The organism is Streptomyces tauricus (assembly GCF_014650955.1).
Classification (GTDB): domain Bacteria; phylum Actinomycetota; class Actinomycetes; order Streptomycetales; family Streptomycetaceae; genus Streptomyces; species Streptomyces tauricus.
This window is the reverse complement of record NZ_BMVY01000019.1, coordinates 128,707-147,525: the sequence shown is the minus strand read 5'-3', so window position 1 is coordinate 147,525 and position 18,819 is coordinate 128,707. Positions and strand designations below refer to the sequence as shown.

Below are 18,819 nucleotides of genomic sequence, written 5' to 3'. Positions count from 1 at the left end.
GTCGTGCCGTCAGGCCGCCTGGCTCCGGTCGGAGCCGGAGGTCGCGTCGCGGTACCAGTACTCAAGGGTCAGTACGTGCCACAGGTGCTTGGAGAAGTCCCGCTGTCCCGCGGCGTCCTCGGCGACCATGCGGGCCAGCGCGTCGCGGCGCAGGATCCCGGAGTTGACGAGCACGCCGTCGTTGACCACCTCGCGCACCAGCGGTGCCAGGTCCCGGCTCATCCAGGCCCGCAGCGGGGCGCTGAACAAGCCCTTGGGCCGGTAGACGATCTCCCGGGGCAGGATCGAGGTGGCCGCCTCCTTGAGGACGGCCTTGCCCTGCCGTCCGACGATCTTGCGGTCGCCGGGTACGGCGAACGCCGCCCTGACCACCTCGACGTCCACGTACGGCACCCGTACCTCGGTCGAGGCGGCCATGCTGGAGCGGTCCGTGTAGGCGAGGTTCAAGCCCGGCAGGAACATCCGGGCGTCGCCCAGGCACATCCGGTTGACGAAGTCGTCGAGGTCGTTGTCCTCGTAGACGTCCGCGTGCTCGGTCAGCACGTCGTCGACCGTTCCGGCCAGGTCCGGGTTGACGAGGGCGAGCAGTTCGTCCTGGTCGTACATGGTGTAGCTGCGCCGGAACGCGGTCTCCTCCGGCAGGTCGGCGAAGGAGAGGAACCGCTTGGCGAAGCGCACCGACCGGTAGCCGCGGCGGGCCGTGGCGACCGGCAGCCGGTTCACCGCCCTGGACAGGCCGCGCCGCAGGGGCCGCGGTACGCGCTGGTAGCGCAGCGCGAGCGTGTTGGCCAGGTGCTTGCGGTAGCCGGCGAACAGTTCGTCCGCGCCCATGCCCGAGAGCATGACCTTGACCCCGGCCTCGCGGGCGGCCGAGCAGATCAGGAAGGTGTTGATCGCGGCGGGGTCGCCGATCGGCTCGTCCAGGTGGTGGGTCATGCGCGGCAGCAGGTCGAGTACGTCCGGGGCGATCTCGATCTCGTGCAGGTCGACGCCGAACCGCTCGGCGACCTGCCGGGCGTAGCGCAGGTCGTCGGGCATGGCCTCGAACTTGGCGTCCTCGGCGCGGAATCCGATCGTGTAGGCGGAGATCCCGGGCCGGTCGCGGGCCGCGAGCGCGGTGAGGTAGCTGGAGTCGAGTCCGCCGGAGAGGAAGGTCGCCACCGGGACGTCGGAGAGCAGGTGCTGCCGGGTCGACTCCTCGACGACGGCGGCCAGGTCCGGCAGTTCGCCGCCGCGGGCCCGTTCCTGGCCCTCGGCGGCGACGTCCTTGAGGTTCCAGTACCGGCCGCGCTCGGTCCGGCCGTCGGGGCGGCACCGCAGCCAGCTTCCCGGGGGCAGCTTCTCCGCCTCGCTGAACGCGCAGCGCGAGTCCGGCACCCAGTAGTAGAGGAGCGAGGCCACCAGGGCCGCGTGGTCCACCCCCAGCGAGCCGCCGGTCACGGCGGCGAGCGCCTTGAGTTCGGAGGCGAACATCAGGCCCCCGCCGCGCCGGAGCAGGAACAGCGGCTTGATGCCGAGCTGGTCGCGGGCGAGCACCAGCTCACCGGTCCGCTCGTCGAAGACGGCGAACGCGAACATGCCGCGCAGCCGGGGCAGGCAGTCCGTGCCCCACCGCCGCCAGGCCTCCAGGAGCACCTCGGTGTCGGAGGTGCCGCGGAACCGCGCCCCGGCGGCGGCCAGTTCGGCCCGCAGCTGGGGCGCGTTGTACAGCTCGCCGTTGTACGTGAGGGAGAGGCCGTCGGAGACCATCGGCTGGGCGCCGGTCTCCGACAGGTCGATGATGGCCAGCCGTCGGTGCCCGAGGTGCACCTCGCCGTCACCGGCGGAGTGGCTGTAGCGGCCCGCGCCGTCCGGGCCGCGGTGGGCGAGGACATCGGTGAGCCGGTCGGTCACGGCCTTGCCGTCCGGCCAGCGGTACGTGCCTGCGATGCCACACATGATCTACCTGGCCTCCTGGTCTCTGTACGGGACACGTGCGGCCGTCATGGAGGGCCGTTCGGTTCGCGGCTGGCCCGTCCCGTGCTGCCGGGCGGGCCGGTCGTGGGCGCCGCGCAGCGCGGTGTGCAGCCCGTCCCACAGCGTGCCGTCGGTCCGGTCGCGCGGATCGGGGTCGATCAGGACCACGCCGATCACCGGGATGCGCTGGTCCGCGAGCTGGCGCGCCACGGTGTGCAGCCATGCGGCGCTGCCGTGCCCGGCCCGCACGACGAGCACGGTCTGGCCGCCGAGGTACTGCAGGTCGGTCCACGCCGTGCCGGGCGCGACCGAGCCGACGCCGAGCCGGCGTGCCTGTTTCGGCACGGCCGCGACGTCCTCGCCCCTGACGACGGTCGGACCTCCCGGTTCCTGGCGGCTGTCGGCGAGTTCCCGGCCGGGCAGTCCGTCGATGACGACGACCGGCCCCTCCGTGGCCAGGGCCCTGGCCACGTTCAGGGCGATCACGCTCGTGCTGCGGGCACAGCCCAGTTCCAGCAGCGACACCGGTTCCGCGGAGCGCCGTACGGCGCGGGCCAGGGTCGCGGTGAGCCGTTCGCGGGCCGCCCGGGTCCGCCGGGGCCGCCACAGTCCGGGCGACCAGCGGGGTACGGCACGCAGTTCGGCGATGACCGAGGCGCCCAGGTTCGCCGCGATCTCCTTGCGCAGTACGGGCCGGTCCGCGACGACCGTGCCGACCGCGGCCACCCCGAGTCCGAGGACGAGGCCGAGGACGAGCCCGATCACGGCGTTGGTGAGGGCGGTTCTGGGCAGGGAGTGCTCGACGGCGCGCGGGGCGTCCACGATCTGGGTGCCGGCGATGACCTTGGGGGTGCCGGTGCGCGCGTCCGCGGCGCGCTGGTCGAAGTCGGCGATCCGGGAGTTGAGCAGGGCCCGGCGGGCGAAGAGGGACTCAAGGCCCGCCGACGCCTGCGGGTCGCTCTCCGGTGAACGGTCGCCGATCGCGTTGTTGACCTCGGTGAGCTCGTCCCGCATGCGGTCGCGCTGGTCGAGCAGGGCCTTGGCCTCGGCCTGCGCGGCTTCCCGCATCCTTCGCACATGGTCGGCGACGAACGCGTCGGCCAGCGCCTTGGCGCGGGCCACCGCCTCCTCGTCGCTCCTGCCCGTCACATCGATCTGCAGCAGGTTGTTGGTGAGGCCGGTGCCCCGGTAGTCCTTCATGAAGTCCTCGGGTTTCTCCGGGGACTTGAGGGCCTGCAGTGCCTTGTCGGCGATCCGGGTGGTGCCCAGCAGCGCGACGTCGGTACGGATCAGGGTTCCGGTGTCGTTCGGCTGATCCTCCTGGTGGACGACCAGCACCTTGGCCGTCGCGCTCGGCGGTGGCGGCAGCAGGACGGCCACGGCCGCGCCGAGCAGCAGCCCCAGCAGTGCCACGGAACTCCAGAGGCGGCGGCGTCTGCGCACCGCCACGACCAGCGCGTGCAGGTCGAGCAGCGGAGTGGTGGCCGGCGGCTCCGCGGTCGTACTGGTCGTCACGGCGAACCTCCCGTGGTGTTGCCGGGAACCGCGAGCGCCAGCGGGGCGTTGTCCGCGGGCCGGTCGGCCGGCCGCGCGGGCCTGGCCCGGACCGTGCCCGCGACGACGATGCCGACGACGTCGTGTCCGGCGTCCGCGCAGGCCTCGGCGACGGCGGCGAGCTCCCCCGCGGTCCAGCTGCCCGCGCTGAGCACGACCAGGACGCCGGACTCCGTGTCGCGGTCGGGGACCATCGGCTGGGAGACCGGGACCTCCACCAGCCGCAGCGCCGGATCGCTCTTGGCCTCGGCGACGAGCTGTCCGGCGGCCCGGCGGGCGGTCTCGTCGCCGTCCGGGACGACGACGAGCAGCCGTCGGGGGGCCGGGAGCTGGTTGCGCAGGCGTACGCACACCCGCCGGTAGCGGATCCGCCGGCCGGCCTCGTCGCCGTACGACTGCGGGTCCGGGACGTCCCACCGGGTGTCGACGCCGAGCAGCCGGCGGATGCGGGCCGCCCGGCCGCTGTCCTGCGGCCGGTGCTCGGGGCCTTCCTCGGGCACGTCGACGGTGCCGAGCAGCGTCGATCCCAGCGCCGCGGCGATCTCGGGTTCGGTGCGCAGCCGGCGGTTCATCCGGGCGGCGGCGAGATGGGCGACGACGGTGAGCAGGAACGCCAGCAGCGCCCCGCCGACGACGAGTTGGACCCTGGTCGGTGGCGCCTCGCCGGTCGGCCGGGCCGCCGGTCCCATGACGACCATGCCGGCCTTGTTGGTCGCCGGGTCGGCGTCGTCCAGTTTCTGCATGGCCTCTTCCAGCGCGGTGCGCAGGTTCGCGAGCGCGGTGCGGGCCTGCACGCTCTCCACGGTCTGTCCCGGATCGGCGGCCTTGGACAGGTCGGTGATCCGGCGGTTGGTCTCCTCCACCTGCTCCCGCAGCGCCTCGGGACCCGTGGCCGCGTCGGAGTCGGTGCTGTCGCCCGCGACGCGCGCGGCGAAGGTGACGAACTGCTGGGCCGAGCGGTCGGCGAGCCGCTGGGCGCGCTCCGGGGTGTCGGCCGTGCCCGAGATCTTGATGATGTTCCCGTCGGCGGCGGCGGCGCTCACCTTGTCCCGCAGGTCGCCGCCGCTGACGCCCTGCCAGTGGAGCGCGGTGGCCACGCGGTCGATCACGACCGAGCTGGTCGCGATCTCCGCCTGGGTCAGCAGTTCGCGTTCCTCCCACTGCCCCGGCAGCAGGACCGACGCCGACGCCGTGTACTGCGGCGGGAACAGCACCGAGGTGCCGTAACCGACGAGTGCGCCCACCACGACGAGGAGGGCGAGGAGCCGTCGGCGCCGGCGGAGAATCCGCCCGATCGTGACCAGGCGTATCGTGTCGTCGCTCAACGGAGCGGCCTCCTCCCCGTGCGGGTGGGGCCGCCCGCCGACACCGGGGTGTGGTCGCGGCAGGCAGCGGTGTAGGCGGCGAGCAGGGCCGCTTGCGAGTTCCGCCAGGAGAGCTGTCCGCTGATCCGCTCCTGGCCGGTCTTGCCCATCTCGGCGCGCTTCGCCGGATCGTCCAGCAGCAGCGCGACGAGTTTCGCGAACGCGGCCTCGTCGTTGGCGGGCGCGTAGACGGCGGCGTCACCGGCGGAGACGCGTGCCTCGCGGAGGTCGAACGAGACGATGGGGCGGCCCATGGCCATGTACTCCAGGACCTTGTTCATGGTCGACACGTCGTTGAGCGGGTTGCGCGGGTCGGGTGAGAGGCACACGTCCGCGGTGGACAGGTAGCGCACCAGGTCGGCGTCCGGGATGCGGCCGGTGAACTGCACCTGTTCGGAGAGGCCGAGCTGCCGGGACAGCTCCACCATGGCGTCGAAGGCGTCGCCGGAGCCGACGAACACCGCGTGCCAGTCGGTCCTGCCCAGGTCGTCGCGGAGTTTCGCGAGGGCCCGCAGCGCGTAGTCGACGCCGTCCTGGGGGCCCATGACGCCCAGGTAGCACAGCAGATGGGGCTTGCCGCGCCTGAGTTCCGGCTCCGGCGGTACCGGCTGGAACCGGTCGGTCTGGGGCGCGCTGCGCACCACGAAGACGTCCTGTGGCCGCTGCCCGCCGCGGCTCACCGCGACATCGCGGTAGCTCTCGTTCGTGGCGAGCACGATGTCGGCGGCCCGGTAGGTCATCCGTTCCAGCGCGCACACGCCGCGGTAGAGCAGGTCCTCGCCGCGGTCGAACCGGGAGAGGTACAGCTCGGGCACCAGGTCGTGCTGGTCGAAGACGAACCGCGCGCCGCGCCGCTTCATCCACAGGGCGGGCAGGAACAGCAGGTCGGGCGGGTTGCAGGCGTGGACCACGTCGACCGGGCCGACCTTGCGGGCCAGCCGGAGCGTGTGCCACAGCGCCGCTCCGTACTCCCGCAGGTAGCCGGCCGGTCCGCCGGTGGCGGCGCGCAGCGGGTAGCGGTGGATCCGCACCCCGTCGATCTCCGCCTCCGGCTCGGTGTCCCGCTTGGTCCCCCGCGGGCAGATGACGTGGACCTCCCAGCCCGCGTCGCGCAGGGTCGTGCACTCCTGCCAGACCCGCCGGTCGAAGGGCACCGACAGGTTCTCCACCAGGATCAGCGCGCGCCGGCCGGCGCCGCTCCCGTCATCGGACGACGTGTTACCAAGCAAGGCCCATGTACCCCGGTTCGGTCCGGCGCGCCTCGGCGTCGGGAAGGTGGATGAGATCGATGAGCACGGGGCCCTCGCCATGGGGCAGTGCCGACAGGACGGCCGGATCCCTGGTGCCGACCAGGCAGACCTCGGCGTGGTCGAGCACCTCTTCGACGGAGTCCGCGAGAAGGTGCGCGAGGTGCGGCAGCCGGGTTTCGATGTACTCGCGGTTCGCGCCGAGCAGCCGGGAGAGGCTGACGTTGGCGTCGTAGATCTTCAGGTCGTACCCCTTGCCGAAGAGACGTTCCGCCAGTTCGACGAGCGGGCTCTCGCGGAGGTCGTCGGTGCCGGGTTTGAAGGACAGCCCGAACAGTCCGGCCCGGCGTTTGCCGGTGCGCTCGACCATCTCCACCGCGCGTTGCAGATGGGCGGAGTTGGAGGGCAGGACGTGGGACAGGATGGGCACCGAGACGTCGGCCCGCTGCGCCGCGTGGACCAGGCTGCGCAGGTCCTTGGGCAGGCAGGAGCCGCCGAAGGCGAAGCCGGGCCGCAGGTAGGCGGGGCTGATGTTCAGCTTGCGGTCGGCCAGGAACACGTCGATCACCTGGTGCGAGTCGACCCCGAGGGCCTGGCAGACCGCGCCCAGTTCGTTCGCGAAGCCGATCTTCAGTCCGTGGAACGCGTTGTCGGCGTACTTGATCGCCTCGGCCGTCGGGACCGGTACCCGGAACACCTCGCCCGGCAGGCCGTCGTACAGCGCCGCCACCGCGTCGCCGCTCGCCGGGTCGAGTTCGCCGATGACGGTCTTGGGCGGGTCGAAGAAGTCCCGCACGCTGGTGCCCTCGCGCAGGAACTCCGGGTTGACCGCGACCCCGACGTCCACGCCGGCGGTGCCGCCGACGTACTTCTCCAGGATCGGCAGGAGCAGGTTCAGGCAGGTGCCGGGGAGCATGGTGCTGCGGAACACGACGGTGTGCCGTCCGCCCCGCTCGGCGAGCGCGGCGCCGATCTCCTCGGTGACCCGCTCCAGGTAGGTGGTGCACAGGCTGCCGTTGGCCTCCGAGGGCGTGCCCACGCAGACCAGCGAGATCTCGCTGCCCATGACCGCCTCGCGGACGTCGTCCGTGGCTCTCAGGGCCCCGCTCCGTACGACGTCGGCGATGAGTTCGCCGATACGTTCCTCCACCACCGGGGCCTTGCCGTCGTTGACCAGGTCGACCTTGACCTGGTTGACGTCCACCCCGATGACCTCGTGGCCCATGCTGGCCAGGCACGCGGCTGATACGCAGCCCACGTAGCCGAGCCCGAAAACGCTGACCTTCATGATCCGTCTCTCCCCCCAGGCAGGCCCTCCCGGCCTGCGGTCCGTGCGCCCACCGGCTCTTCGAGCCGCAGTCCCCCGCGCATCAGTACGCCCCGTGTCCGTAGAGCACCGCGCGTAGCGTCTTCCACAAGATCACCGTGTCCAGGGCGAGCGACCAGTCCTCCACGTATCGCAGGTCGAGGCGGACCGCCTCCTCCCACGGCAGGTCGCTGCGTCCGCTGATCTGCCACAGACCGGTGAGTCCGGGTTTGACCAGCAGCCGCCGCCGGATGTCCGGGCCGTACGCGGCGGACTCCTCCGGCAGCGGGGGCCGCGGACCGACGAGCGACATCGATCCGGTGAGTACGTTGAAGAGCTGCGGCAGTTCGTCGATCGAGTACCGGCGCAGCACCGCCCCGACCCGGGTCACCCGTGGATCCCGGCGGAGCTTGAACAGCAGGCCGGCGCCCTCGTTGCGGTCGGCCAGCGCGGTACGGGCCCGGTCGGCCCCGGCGACCATCGTGCGGAACTTGTAGATGGTGAACTCGCGGCCGTCCTTGCCGACTCTGCGCTGCCGGTAGAGCACCCCGCCCCGGCTGTCCAGCAGTACGAGCACTCCCACGAGCACCATGAGCGGCGCGAACAGCATCAGCAGGACCGCCGCGCCCAGCCGGTCGACGATGCCCTTGACCGCCCGGCGGCCCCCGGTGAAGGCCGGCATGCTGACCCGCAGCAGCGGGATCCCGAGCACAGCGTCGACGTGCAGCCGCGGGCCGGCCACCTCCATCAGCACGGGAGCCACGACCATCTCGGCGTCGCTGCCTTCGAGGTTCCAGGCCAGCCGCTGCAGCCGGTCCGGAGACCAATGCGGGTCCGGGGTGACAGCGACGACCCGGTAGCCGTCGCGGCGTACGTGGTTGGCGACGTCGGCCAGCCGTCCGACGACCGGCACTCCGGCCAACTGGTCGCCGTCGGGGCCGAGTCCGTCCGTCGTGCACACCCCGTCCACCCGCCAGCCGAGGTGCGGGAACTTGCGGGCGCGGGTGATCAGGTCGCGCACGGTCTCCGGGCTCCCGGCGGCCAGCACCGGTCTGAGGCACCGGCCTTCCTTGCGCTGCTTGTGCAGCCTCAGGCGCAGCAGATATCTCGCGATCATGGTGACGATCGCGATCGCGGGTATCGCGACGAAGATCCAGAGTTTGATGTTGCGCGAGGTCAGGGCGATACCGCCGAGCGCCAGGACGACGGCCGCGGTGAACAGCGAGCGTCCGAGCCGGCGGAATTCCTCGGCGCCCTGGCCGAGCACGGCCGGTGCCCACGACCGGCTCACCGCGAGTGCTCCCAGCACCAGCAGTTCGGTGCCGAAGGCGAGAATCACCCATTTCTCATGCCAGTTGGCCGCGTCCCGGGCCCCGAAGAAGTTCCCGATCCCCGCCACCACGACAGCGGTCGCCACCGTATCGGTGATGATCACGGTACGGCGGTAGCGCTGTTCCCAGTCGCTCGCGGGCCGGCCGATCGCCTCGTTCGCAAGCCGCCCGCGTGCCGACGGAAAAGGGTTGACTAGATCCCCCCGCTGCACAGAACCCCCCAGGTCCCCAGTGGTTCGACGTGTTCGCCTAACACCGCCCCTCCCCCCGGGAGGCCCCCGCCCCCCGTACCGGTCCTCCCCCCGGGAGGCCCCGCCCCCCGTGTCGCGCTGTTCCCTCTCCTCGGGAGGCCCCCGCCTCCCGCGCATGACGATTCCGCCGTGCACGCGTTACTTGGTCAACGCACCCCGGCTACGGCGGACTCGAAGGTCGCGCCGGGCTCTGAAGGTGCGCGGAAACCCGTCGGAACCTCGGGTGCTCCCCGCACTCGAAGGCTCCTCCCTGGCTCCGGGAATGGATCACTGCCGCGTCGGGCTCTGGGACGCGACTACTGACTACCTGTGGCGCCAAACCTTTTGATCATTATTTGTCGCCATGTGTCCGAACAGCTGAAGCACGGTCAATCTAGACCATGAGGACCAGTATGTAGAGAGGATGTGTGTAACTTGCGCTCATCTTTTGAGTCTTGAGAGTGCCTTGACGAAGAACACGTGCCGCGTGACCTGTGAACCCTTCCGGGGCCGGTGGAAGCTATGCGCGTCGACTCCCACTGTCGACAGGGGCCCGTGGGGAGAGTGATGGCCGGTCACGCGCTCGCGGGACGGGTGATATCCGGTCGATCGTGAAAGCGCTGGTCGCCGAACCCGTCGATCCACTTCGCGGCGCCGGTCGCGGGGCCCGCGAGCCCCGTGCCGCTTACTGACACTTGTTCAACTTCGTTGCGGGGAGGCCGGTCCGGCGCTGTGCGCACACGGTGTTCCGGTCATCGCCGATGGCATGGATCAAGCCGTCGATTTCGACTTCAACCAGGTCTGCGGCGCACACGAAAGGCCGGTTCTGACTGTCCGTGTCCGGATGATGACTGTGCCGGTACCGAGGTCATCGAACTGCTCGACGGCCGGCTCAGGTCACCGGGGGAGGTGACCTGAGCCGGCCTCTCGTAGGGTTCGGGCGCCGCCGCCCTACGCCACCGCACCGTCCGCACCCACACCGGCACCGGCACCGGCACCGGCAGCCGCAGGCGCCGCGATCCCCGTCATACCGTTCCCGTCACCCAGGTCCCCGTCCACCGCCGCCCGGCCCTCGCGCGACGGCTTGTCGAACTGTGTCCGGTACAGCTGCGCGTACCGGCCGCCCGCGGCCAACAGCTCGTCGTGCGTGCCGCGTTCGACGATGTGGCCCGCCTCGACCACGAGGATCAGGTCGGCCGCCCGTACCGTCGACAGCCGGTGGGCGATGACGACGGCGGTGCGTCCCTCCAGGGCCTCGGCGAGGGCCGCCTGGACCGCGGCCTCCGAGGTGTTGTCCAGGTGGGCGGTGGCCTCGTCGAGGACGACCACGCGCTGGCGGGCGAGGAGCAGCCGGGCGATGGTCATGCGCTGGCGTTCGCCGCCGGAGAGCCGGTAGCCACGCTCGCCGACCACCGTGTCGAGGCCGTCGGGCAGGGAGCGCACGAGGTCTTCGAGGCGGGCCCGGCGCAGTACGTCCCACAGGTCGTCCTCGGTGGCGCCCGGCCGGGCGAGGAGGAGGTTGGCGCGGACCGACTCGTGGAAGAGGTGGCCGTCCTGGGTGACCATGCCCAGCGTCGCCCGCATCGACTCGGCGCTCAGGTCGCGGACATCGACGCCGCCGATGCGTACGGAGCCCTCGTCGGTGTCGTACAGCCGGGGCAGCAGTGCGGCGACGGTGGACTTGCCCGCGCCGGACGAGCCGACGAGCGCGACGGTCTGGCCGGGTTCGGCGCGGAAGGAGATGCCGTGCAGGACCTCGGCGCCGCCCCGGGTGTCGAGCGCGGCGACCTCCTCCAGGGAGGCGAGGGAGACCTTGTCGGCGGACGGGTAGGCGAAGCGGACGTCGGTGAACTCGACGGAGACCGGGCCGTCCGGCACCTCGCGGGCGTCCGGCTTCTCCTCGATCAGCGGCTTGAGGTCGAGCACCTCGAAGACGCGCTCGAAGCTGACCAGGGCGCTCATGACCTCGACGCGCGCCCCGGCGAGCGAGGTGAGCGGCGCGTACAGACGGGTCAGCAACAGGGCCAGCGAGACGACGGCGCCCGGTTCCAGGCTGCCGCGCAGGGCGAACCAGCCGCCGAGGCCGTAGACCAGCGCGAGCGCCAGGGCGGAGACGAGGGTGAGGGCGGTGATGAACGCGGTCTGCGCCATGGCCGTGCGGACCCCGATGTCCCGTACGCGGCGCGCCCGTTCGGCGAACTCCGCGGACTCCTCGCCCGGCCGTCCGAAGAGTTTGATCAGGGTGGCGCCGGGCGCGGAGAAGCGTTCGGTCATCCGCGTGCCCATCGCGGCGTTGAGGTCGGCGGCCTCGCGCTGGAGCTTCGCCATGCGCCGGCCCACCCGGCGGGCCGGGATCACGAACACCGGGAGCAGGACGAGCGCGAGCAGGGTGATCTGCCAGGACAGGGTGAGCATCACGGCGAGTGTGAGCAGCAGGGTCACGACATTGCTGACCACTCCGGACAGGGTGTTGCTGAAGGCGCGCTGGGCGCCGATCACGTCGTTGTTGAGTCGACTGACGAGCGCGCCCGTACGAGTGCGTGTGAAGAACGCGACCGGCATGCGCTGCACATGATCGAACACGGCTGTCCGCAGATCGACGATGAGCCCCTCGCCCAGCGTCGCGGAGAACCAGCGGCTCACCAGGCCGAGCGCCGCCTCGGCGAGCGCGATCACCGCGATGAGCAGGGCGAGTCGTACGACCGTCGCCTCGTCGCCGCCGGCCACGATCGCGTCCACCACACGTCCGGCGAGGACCGGCGTCGCCACGGCGAGCAGCGCCGTCGCCACGCTCAGCACCACGAACTGTCCGATACGGCGCCGGTGCGGGCGGGCGAATCCCGCGATACGGCGGAGGGTGGCGCGGGCGAAGGGGCGGCGCTCCCGCTGGGCGTTCATGACGCTGTACAACTGCGTCCAGGCTGTCGTCTCCATACTCATGGGAACGACCGTAGAACCTCAAGTTTTATCGAGGTCAAGGGAATCGCGATGACACTCACCGAAACGAACTACCTTCCCGGCATCCCGGCTCCCGCCGAGGCGGGCGACGCGAGGCCGTGCGCAGCGTGTCAGCCCTTGTCCCCGTGTCCGCAACCCCACGTTGGTGCGGCGCGGAAAGCCTCTGGCGATGTGACGGTCGAACGGCTCCCCCAGAGCCTCCCCAGACGCCTTCCGGTCCGGCAGATCCTGTGTCTCCTCCCGCTCGCCCTCGTGGTCGTGGTCGCGGTACAGCACCGGTCCGTGCTCGTGGAGGGCTTCGGCCAGCTCGCCTCGGCGAAGTGGCCCTGGCTGCTGGCCGCGGTCGCCGCGACCTGTCTGACATGGGTGGCGGCGGCCGTCACCCGGCAGGGCGCCCTCGTCCAGCGGCTGCCCAGGCGGCGGCTGCTGGCGACACAGTTCGCGGCGGGCGCGGCCAATCACCTGCTGCCGACGGGGCTCGGCGCGAGTGCCGTCAATCTGCGGTTCATGACGGTGTGCGGGGTTCCGCTGGCCCGTTCGTCGTCCGCGCTCGCGCTCTATCTGCTGGCCGAGTCCGTCGCCCGGGTCGGGCTGCTGCTGGCCCTGCTGATCGCCTTCCCCGACGCGCTGCGGGTCGGCGGGCTCCTCCCGGACGGCGCGGTGGGTCCGCTGCTGCTCGCCGTAGGCGGGGCGGTGCTTCTCGCGGCGGCGGTCCTGCTGCTCGTACGGCGGGTGCGCACCGCCGTGTCCTCCTTCCTGCGGACCGCGCTGGGCGAGGCCCGGTCGGTGCACACGCGGCCCGTTCGCGCGCTGGCGCTGTGGGGCGGCTCGTTCTCGTTCCCCGTCTTCCAGGCGGCGGGGCTGGCGGCGGTCGGCCAGGCGCTGGGGCTGCCGGTGCCCCCGCTGCACATCGCGGTCGCCTACCTGGCGGCCACGGTCGCCGTCGCGCTGGTGCCGACGCCGGGCGGGATCGGCTCGGTGGAGGCCGCGCTGATCATCGCGCTGGTCGCGGCGGGTGGGCCTGCGGCGGCGGCGACGGGGGTGGTGCTCGCGTACCGGATCATCACGGTGTGGCTGCCGCTGCTGCCGGGGGCGCTCACGCTGGGTGCGCTGGTGCGGCTGAAGATGATCTGAACGGGGGCGCCTGCGGCTGGCTGGGGGGGTGGGGTCTGCGGGCCGTGGGGGGGGTGCTTGCGCCGTTCCCCGCGCCCCTTGTCGGCCGTGGCGGTTGCCGGAGTATCGCGGGTGCGGGCCGTTTGGGTTGGCCGCGCCGTTCCCCGCGCCCCTTGTCGGCCGTGGCGGTTGCCGGAGTATCGCGGGTGCGGGCCGTTTGGGTTGGCCGCGCCGTTCCCCGCGCCCCTTGTCGGCCGTGGTGGTTGCCGGGGTATCGCGGGTGTGGGCCGTGGGGGTTGGCCGCGCCGTTCCCCGCGCCCCTTATCGGCCGTGACGGTTGCCGGAGTATCGCGCGTGCGGGCCGTTTGGGGTGCCCGCGCCGTTCCCCGCGCCCCTTATCGGCCGTGACGGTTGCCGGGGTATCGCGGGTGTGGGCCGTGGGGGTTGGCCGCGCCGTTCCCCGCGCCCCTTGTCGGCCGTGGCGGTTGCCGGGGTGTGGTGGGGGCGGGGCGTTGGGGGGACCGGGGGTAGCCTGCTGGGGTCGTTTTACTGAGGGGGCGCTCGATGGTGGTCAGGGTTGAGCGGCAGGGGGGCGTCAGCACCGTCGTTCTCAGTCGGCCCGAGGTTCGTAACGCGGTCGACGGGCCCACCGCGGTCGAACTCGCCGATGCCTTCCGGGAGTTCGAGGGTGACGAGTCGGCCCGGGTGGCCGTGCTGTGGGGCGAGGGCGGCACCTTCTGCGCGGGGGCCGATCTGAAAGCGCTCGGCACGCAGCGCGCCAACCGCGTCGCCGAGGACGGCGACGGGCCGATGGGGCCCACCCGGATGCGGCTGTCGAAGCCGGTGATCGCCGCCGTCGCGGGCCACGCCGTGGCGGGCGGTCTCGAACTGGCCCTCTGGTGCGATCTGCGGGTCGCCGAGGAGGACGCGGTCTTCGGGGTCTTCTGCCGACGCTGGGGCGTACCGCTCATCGACGGCGGAACGGTCCGGCTCCCCCGGATCGTCGGCACCGGCCGCGCGATGGACATGATCCTGACCGGCCGCCCGGTGCCGGCCTCCGAGGCGTACGAGATGGGGCCCGCGAACCGGGTGGTCCCGCCGGGCCGGGCCCGCGCGGAGGCCGAGGCACTGGCCGCCTCGATCGCCGGGTTCCCGCAGGCCTGTCTGCGCGCCGACCGGAGTTCGGTCCTCGACCAGGAGGGCCTGCCCGAACGCGCCGGCCTGAGCGTCGAACTGCGGCACGGGCGGGGCGTGCTGGCGGAAAGCGTGGAGGGGGCGGCGCGGTTCTCGGCGGGAGCCGGGCGCCATGGATCGTTCAGTGACTCCTGAGACACATGAGTCGATGCATCCAGGCCAAGTTGACCCCCGCCCGGGACAGGCCTCGTCGGCCGGCCGCCGCCCCGGACGGCAAGGCGGGCCCGGCTCCCGTACCGGCCGGACAGGGCGTCAACAAGACCGCAGATGTGCCGAGTTGGCGGCGTTGTCCGTGAGAGATGGCCTGACCTGTGCGGCCGCGCCGCGAAGCATCCACGCGCATGTAGCAAGATGAGCCAGTCCCGCCGGTCGACGCCCTGTCATGACCGACGGGCCGGCACTTCCCGGAATCGAGCAGCAGGTGGCAACAAGGTGACGACACACATAACGGGCGTACGCCCTCTCCCCCGTACGACGGGAGGCAGTCGGTGAACCGAGACCTCACCGTGCACGACTGGATCGTGGCGGGCATCTGGCTGATCGCCGGGCTCGTGGCGACCGTTCTGCTCCGCCTGCTCCTGCGCTGGCTGGGCAAGCACGCGACCCGCACCCGGTGGACCGGCGACGACGTCCTCGTGGACGCGCTGCGCGCGCTGGTACCGGTCGCGGCGATCACGGGCGCGGTCGCCGCCGCCGCGGCGACACTGCCGCTGACCGGCAAGGTCAACCACACCGTCAACCAGATCCTGACGGTCCTGGTCATGCTAGCCGCCACCATCACCGTCGCCCGGGTCCTGGCCGGTCTGGTGCGCGCCGTCACCCAGTCCCGTTCCGGTGTCGCGGGATCGGCCTCGATCTTCGTCAACATCACCCGGGTCGTGGTCCTGGCCATCGGCTGCCTGGTCGTCCTGCAGACCCTGGGGATATCGATAGCCCCGCTGCTCACGGCCCTCGGCGTCGGCGGTCTCGCGGTCGCGCTGGCCCTCCAGGACACCCTCGCCAACCTCTTCGCGGGTATCCACATCCTCGCCTCGAAGACGATCCAGCCCGGCGACTACATCCGCCTCACCAGCGGGGAGGAGGGGTACGTCGTCGACATCAACTGGCGCAACACCGTCGTACGCAACCTCTCCAACAACCTGGTCATCATCCCGAACGCCCAGCTGTCCAGCACGAACATGACCAACTACAGCCGGCCGGAACAGGAGATGACCCTGATGGTGCAGGTCGGTGTCGCCTACGACAGCGACCTGGAGCACGTGGAGCGCGTCACCTCGGAGGTCGTGACCGAGGTCATGACGGAGATCGAGGGCGCGATGCCCGAGCACGAACCCGCCATCCGCTTCCACACCTTCGGGGACTCGCGGATCAGCTTCACGGTGATCCTGGGCGTCGGCGAGTTCAGCGACCAGTACCGGATCAAGCACGAGTTCATCAAGCGGCTGCACAAGCGGTACCGGCTCGAAGGCATCCGCATCCCCGCCCCCGCGCGCACGGTCGCCCTCCAGCAGAACGGCGTGGCGATTCCCCCGCAGCGCGACGGGTCGCTGTCCCTCCCGTAGAACGGAGTAAGGCGGAGAACGAGCGGACGGCGACGAAAGGGCGGGGCGCGGGGACGTGACGGTGCTCGGGGTCGACATCGGTACGTCCAGCAGCAAGGGCGTGCTGGTCGACGACGACGGCACGGTCCTCGCGACGGCCGTACGGCCGCACACGGTCGACCGGCCGCGGCCCGGGCACGTCGAGATGGACGCGCGGGTGTGGTGGGACGAGTTCGCCTCCCTCGCCCGCGAGTTGCTGAAGTCCTCACCCGACGGCGCCGACGGCGGTGGCAGCCGCGGCGGCCCCCACCGCGTCACCGCGGTCGGCGTCAGCGGGATGGGTCCGTGCGTCACGCTCACCGACGCGGCGGACACCCCACTGCGTCCGGCGATCCTGTACGGCGTCGACACCCGCGCCACCGAGCAGATCGCCCGCCTGGAGGCCGAGTTGGGCCGTGACGCCGTACTGCGGCGCTGCGGGTCCCTGCTCTCCACCCAGGCCGTGGGCCCCAAGATCGCCTGGCTGGCGGAGCACGAGCCGGAAACGGTCGCGCGGGCCCGGCGCCTCCACATGCCCAGCTCGTACCTGGTCCGCCGGCTCACCGGTGCATATGTGCTCGACCACCACTCGGCGAGCCAGGCCGTCCCGCTGTACGACTCCGTCGCCCAGGAGTGGTACGCACCGTGGACGCGGCACATCGCACCCTGGCTGGAGCTGCCCCGACTGCTGTGGCCCGGAGACATCGCCGGGCGGGTGACGGCCGAGGCCGCGGACGCCACGGGGCTGCCCGTCGGCGTCCCGGTGATCGCCGGGACGATCGACGCCTGGTCGGAGGCGCTGAGCGTGGGGGCCCAACACACCGGTGGCCTCATGCTCATGTACGGCAGCACCATGTTCCTGATCCACACCCTGGCCGACCGTCTGCTGGTGCCCGAGCTGTGGAGCACGGTCGGCGCGCTGCCCGGCACCCGCAGCCTCGCGGGCGGCATGGCCACGTCCGGTGTGATCACGGACTGGCTGCGGGAGTTGTTCGGGGCACGCGAGCACACGGTCCCCGACCACACCACCCTGCTCGCCGAGGCGGAGGCCTCCGGGCCCGGCGCGCGGGGGCTGCTGATGCTCCCCTACTTCGCGGGCGAGCGGACGCCCGTGGCCGATCCGTACGCACGGGGTGTGATCGCCGGGCTGACGGTGGAGCACACCCGCGGCGACCTCTACCGTGCCGCTCTGGAGGCGACGGCCTTCGGTGTCCGGCACAACGTCGAGGCGATGCGCGCGGCCGGAGCGGACGTCCGCCGGGTCGTCGCCGTGGGCGGCGGCACCCGCGGCGGACTGTGGACCCGGATCGTCTCCTCGGTGACCGGCCTGGAGCAGGAGGTCAGGGCCGTGTCGCTCGGCGCGAGTTACGGCGCCGCGTTCCTGGCCGCCGGCGCGGTCGGCGCACCGCGCATCGACGACTGGAACCCCGTACACGAACAGGTCGTTCCCGACCCGCTCCTGCGCGCCCGCTACGACGAGCTGTACGCGCTGTACCTCGGGCTGTATCCGGCGACGCGGGACATCTCCCACGCGCTGGCCGGACACCAGGTGGCCGCACACCGGCGGAACGCCCACCGGCCGGACGCCCACGGCTGAGCGTCCCGCACGGCACCCGGGCTCCCGGCGGCTCAGTGGGCGGTGACGAGTCCCTTGGGCGTGTCGCTCCCGGACGTCTGCTTCGAGCTGCGCAGCGCCGCTATGCCGATGAAGACCATCGACGACAGGCCCGCGATCGCGAAGGCGGTGAAACCCCAGTCGCCGTTCCCGGCGGCGAGCAGCTGGCCGCCGAGCCACGGCCCGAACACGGCGCCGAAGCGGCCCATGCCCGAGGTCCAGCCGACGGCGGTGGCGCGGTTGTCGGGGGTGGAGCGGATCGAGACCGTCGCGTAGATCATCACCTGGGCGCTGTTGAGGAAGACCCCGGTGAGGAAGACGACCGCGAAGGTGAGCGCCAGCGGCATGTGGACGCTGAGCAGGAAGACCCCGGCGGCGGTCAGCGCGAACCAGAGCGACGAGATGCGCGGGGCGCCGAAGCGGTCCGCGGCCCGTCCGGCGACCAGCATGCCCACGATGCCGCCGAGGTTGAACAGGACCACGAAGGTCAGGGCCGAGCCCAGTTCGTAGCCCTCGCCGCGCATCAGCGTGGGCAGCCAGGTGGCGACTCCGTAGACCAGCAGCAGACCGCCGAAGGAGGCCAGCCAGTACAGCAGGGTCTGGGTCCACTCACCGCCGCGGAACAGGTCGAGGAGGGCGTTCCAGCGCTCGCCCGCGGCCTTCTTACCGGCCTCGGCGGGCAGTTCGACCTCGAAGCGGCCGGCCAGCGCGCGGGCCTCCTCGGTGCGACCCTTGGCGACGAGGAAGCTCAGCGACTCGGGCATGAACTTCGCGAGCACCGGCACGAAGAGCAGCGGCACCACGCAGACCCAGAACGCGGCGCGCCAGCCGAGGGGTTCCACGATCCACAGGGCCACATAGGCGGAGAGGATGCCGCCCGCGTGGTGGGCGGTCATCAGCAGGCCGATGGTGAGGGCGGCGCGGCCCCGCGGGGCGTAGTCGGAGACCATGCTGATCGCGGTGGGCAGCAGACCGCCGAGGCCGACGCCCGCGAGGGTCCGGCCGAGGCCGAAGACCGCCACGCTGTTCGACACGGCACAGAGGCCGGAGGCCAGCGAGAAGAGCGTCACGCAGGCGACCATCAGTTTCTTGCGGCCCACCCGGTCGGCGATCGTCCCCGCGGTGAGCGCGCCGATCAGCATGCCGAAGGTGGCGTAGCTGCCGAGGTCGCCCGCCCGGTCCGGGGTGAGGCCGAGGGACTTCTCCGCCAGCATGTGCGGCAGTACGGAGCCGTAGATGAACATGTCGAGGCCGTCGAAGAGCACGGCCAGCCAGCAGAGCCCCAGGACCAGGAGGGCCATTCTGCTGCCGCGTGCGGACAGGGCGAAGGAGGAAGAGGAGGGGGACATCGTTGTTCCTCTCGTCCAGGAG

12 protein-coding genes are annotated in these 18,819 nt (G+C 71.9%); 4 read left to right on the top strand and 8 right to left on the bottom strand.

All coding sequences use genetic code 11. The features are described from left to right. Positions 1–9: 9 nt before the first annotated feature. The 7 genes from asnB to IE278_RS26065 all read right to left on the bottom strand — a co-directional run bounded on the left by asnB (position 10) and on the right by IE278_RS26065 (position 11,922). A complete protein-coding gene (gene asnB / locus IE278_RS26095; RefSeq protein ID WP_189775695.1) occupies positions 10–1,938 on the bottom strand; it encodes an asparagine synthase (glutamine-hydrolyzing) in 1,929 nt (642 codons plus the stop codon). 3 nt (positions 1,939–1,941) lie between these two features. Beyond that, positions 1,942–3,471: a Wzz/FepE/Etk N-terminal domain-containing protein gene (locus IE278_RS26090; RefSeq protein ID WP_189775694.1), complete on the bottom strand. Its 1,530-nt coding sequence runs from the start codon at positions 3,469–3,471 to the stop codon at positions 1,942–1,944. Then, the gene (locus tag IE278_RS26085; RefSeq protein WP_189775693.1) at positions 3,468–4,835 is read right to left on the bottom strand and encodes a Wzz/FepE/Etk N-terminal domain-containing protein; all 1,368 of its coding nucleotides are present in this window, start codon (positions 4,833–4,835) and stop codon (positions 3,468–3,470) included. Before IE278_RS26085 ends, IE278_RS26090 begins: the two co-directional genes overlap by 4 nt. Next, entirely contained in the window at positions 4,832–6,103 is a 1,272-nt protein-coding gene (locus IE278_RS26080; protein WP_189775692.1) for a glycosyltransferase family 4 protein, read from the bottom strand. Before IE278_RS26080 ends, IE278_RS26085 begins: the two co-directional genes overlap by 4 nt. Continuing rightward, positions 6,093–7,409 (bottom strand): nucleotide sugar dehydrogenase, encoded by a 1,317-nt coding sequence (locus IE278_RS26075; RefSeq protein ID WP_189775691.1) that lies wholly within the window; start codon positions 7,407–7,409, stop codon positions 6,093–6,095. The genes IE278_RS26080 and IE278_RS26075 overlap by 11 nt, the downstream gene beginning before the upstream one ends. An 82-nt stretch (positions 7,410–7,491) precedes the next feature. Continuing rightward, positions 7,492–8,970 carry a sugar transferase gene (locus tag IE278_RS26070; RefSeq protein WP_189775690.1) on the bottom strand — a complete coding sequence of 493 codons (1,479 nt, stop codon included), beginning with the start codon at positions 8,968–8,970 and terminating at the stop codon, positions 7,492–7,494. Positions 8,971–9,939: 969 nt separating this feature from the next. Beyond that, positions 9,940–11,922, bottom strand: coding sequence for an ABC transporter ATP-binding protein (locus IE278_RS26065; RefSeq protein ID WP_246570675.1), 1,983 nt, complete (start codon positions 11,920–11,922; stop codon positions 9,940–9,942). A 195-nt stretch (positions 11,923–12,117) separates the two neighbouring features. Between IE278_RS26065 and IE278_RS26060 the strand changes: the two genes are divergently transcribed. The 4 genes from IE278_RS26060 (at position 12,118) to IE278_RS26045 (ending at position 17,430) form a co-directional block, all read left to right on the top strand. Beyond that, positions 12,118–13,080, top strand: coding sequence for a lysylphosphatidylglycerol synthase transmembrane domain-containing protein (locus IE278_RS26060; RefSeq protein WP_246570657.1), 963 nt, complete (start codon positions 12,118–12,120; stop codon positions 13,078–13,080). 543 nt (positions 13,081–13,623) lie between these two features. Next, complete coding sequence (locus IE278_RS26055) at positions 13,624–14,388, top strand: crotonase/enoyl-CoA hydratase family protein (protein WP_189775687.1); 765 nt, start codon at positions 13,624–13,626, stop codon at positions 14,386–14,388. Between the two features lie 353 nt (positions 14,389–14,741). After that, entirely contained in the window at positions 14,742–15,815 is a 1,074-nt protein-coding gene (locus IE278_RS26050) for a mechanosensitive ion channel family protein (protein ID WP_189775686.1), read from the top strand. A gap of 55 nt (positions 15,816–15,870) precedes the next feature. Further along, positions 15,871–17,430, top strand: a complete 1,560-nt coding sequence (locus IE278_RS26045) for an FGGY-family carbohydrate kinase (RefSeq protein WP_189775685.1) — start codon at positions 15,871–15,873, stop codon at positions 17,428–17,430. A gap of 32 nt (positions 17,431–17,462) precedes the next feature. On the opposite strand, the gene IE278_RS26040 is transcribed toward IE278_RS26045, so the two are convergent. After that, positions 17,463–18,797: an MFS transporter gene (locus tag IE278_RS26040; protein ID WP_246570655.1), complete on the bottom strand. Its 1,335-nt coding sequence runs from the start codon at positions 18,795–18,797 to the stop codon at positions 17,463–17,465. Positions 18,798–18,819 lie beyond the last annotated feature (22 nt).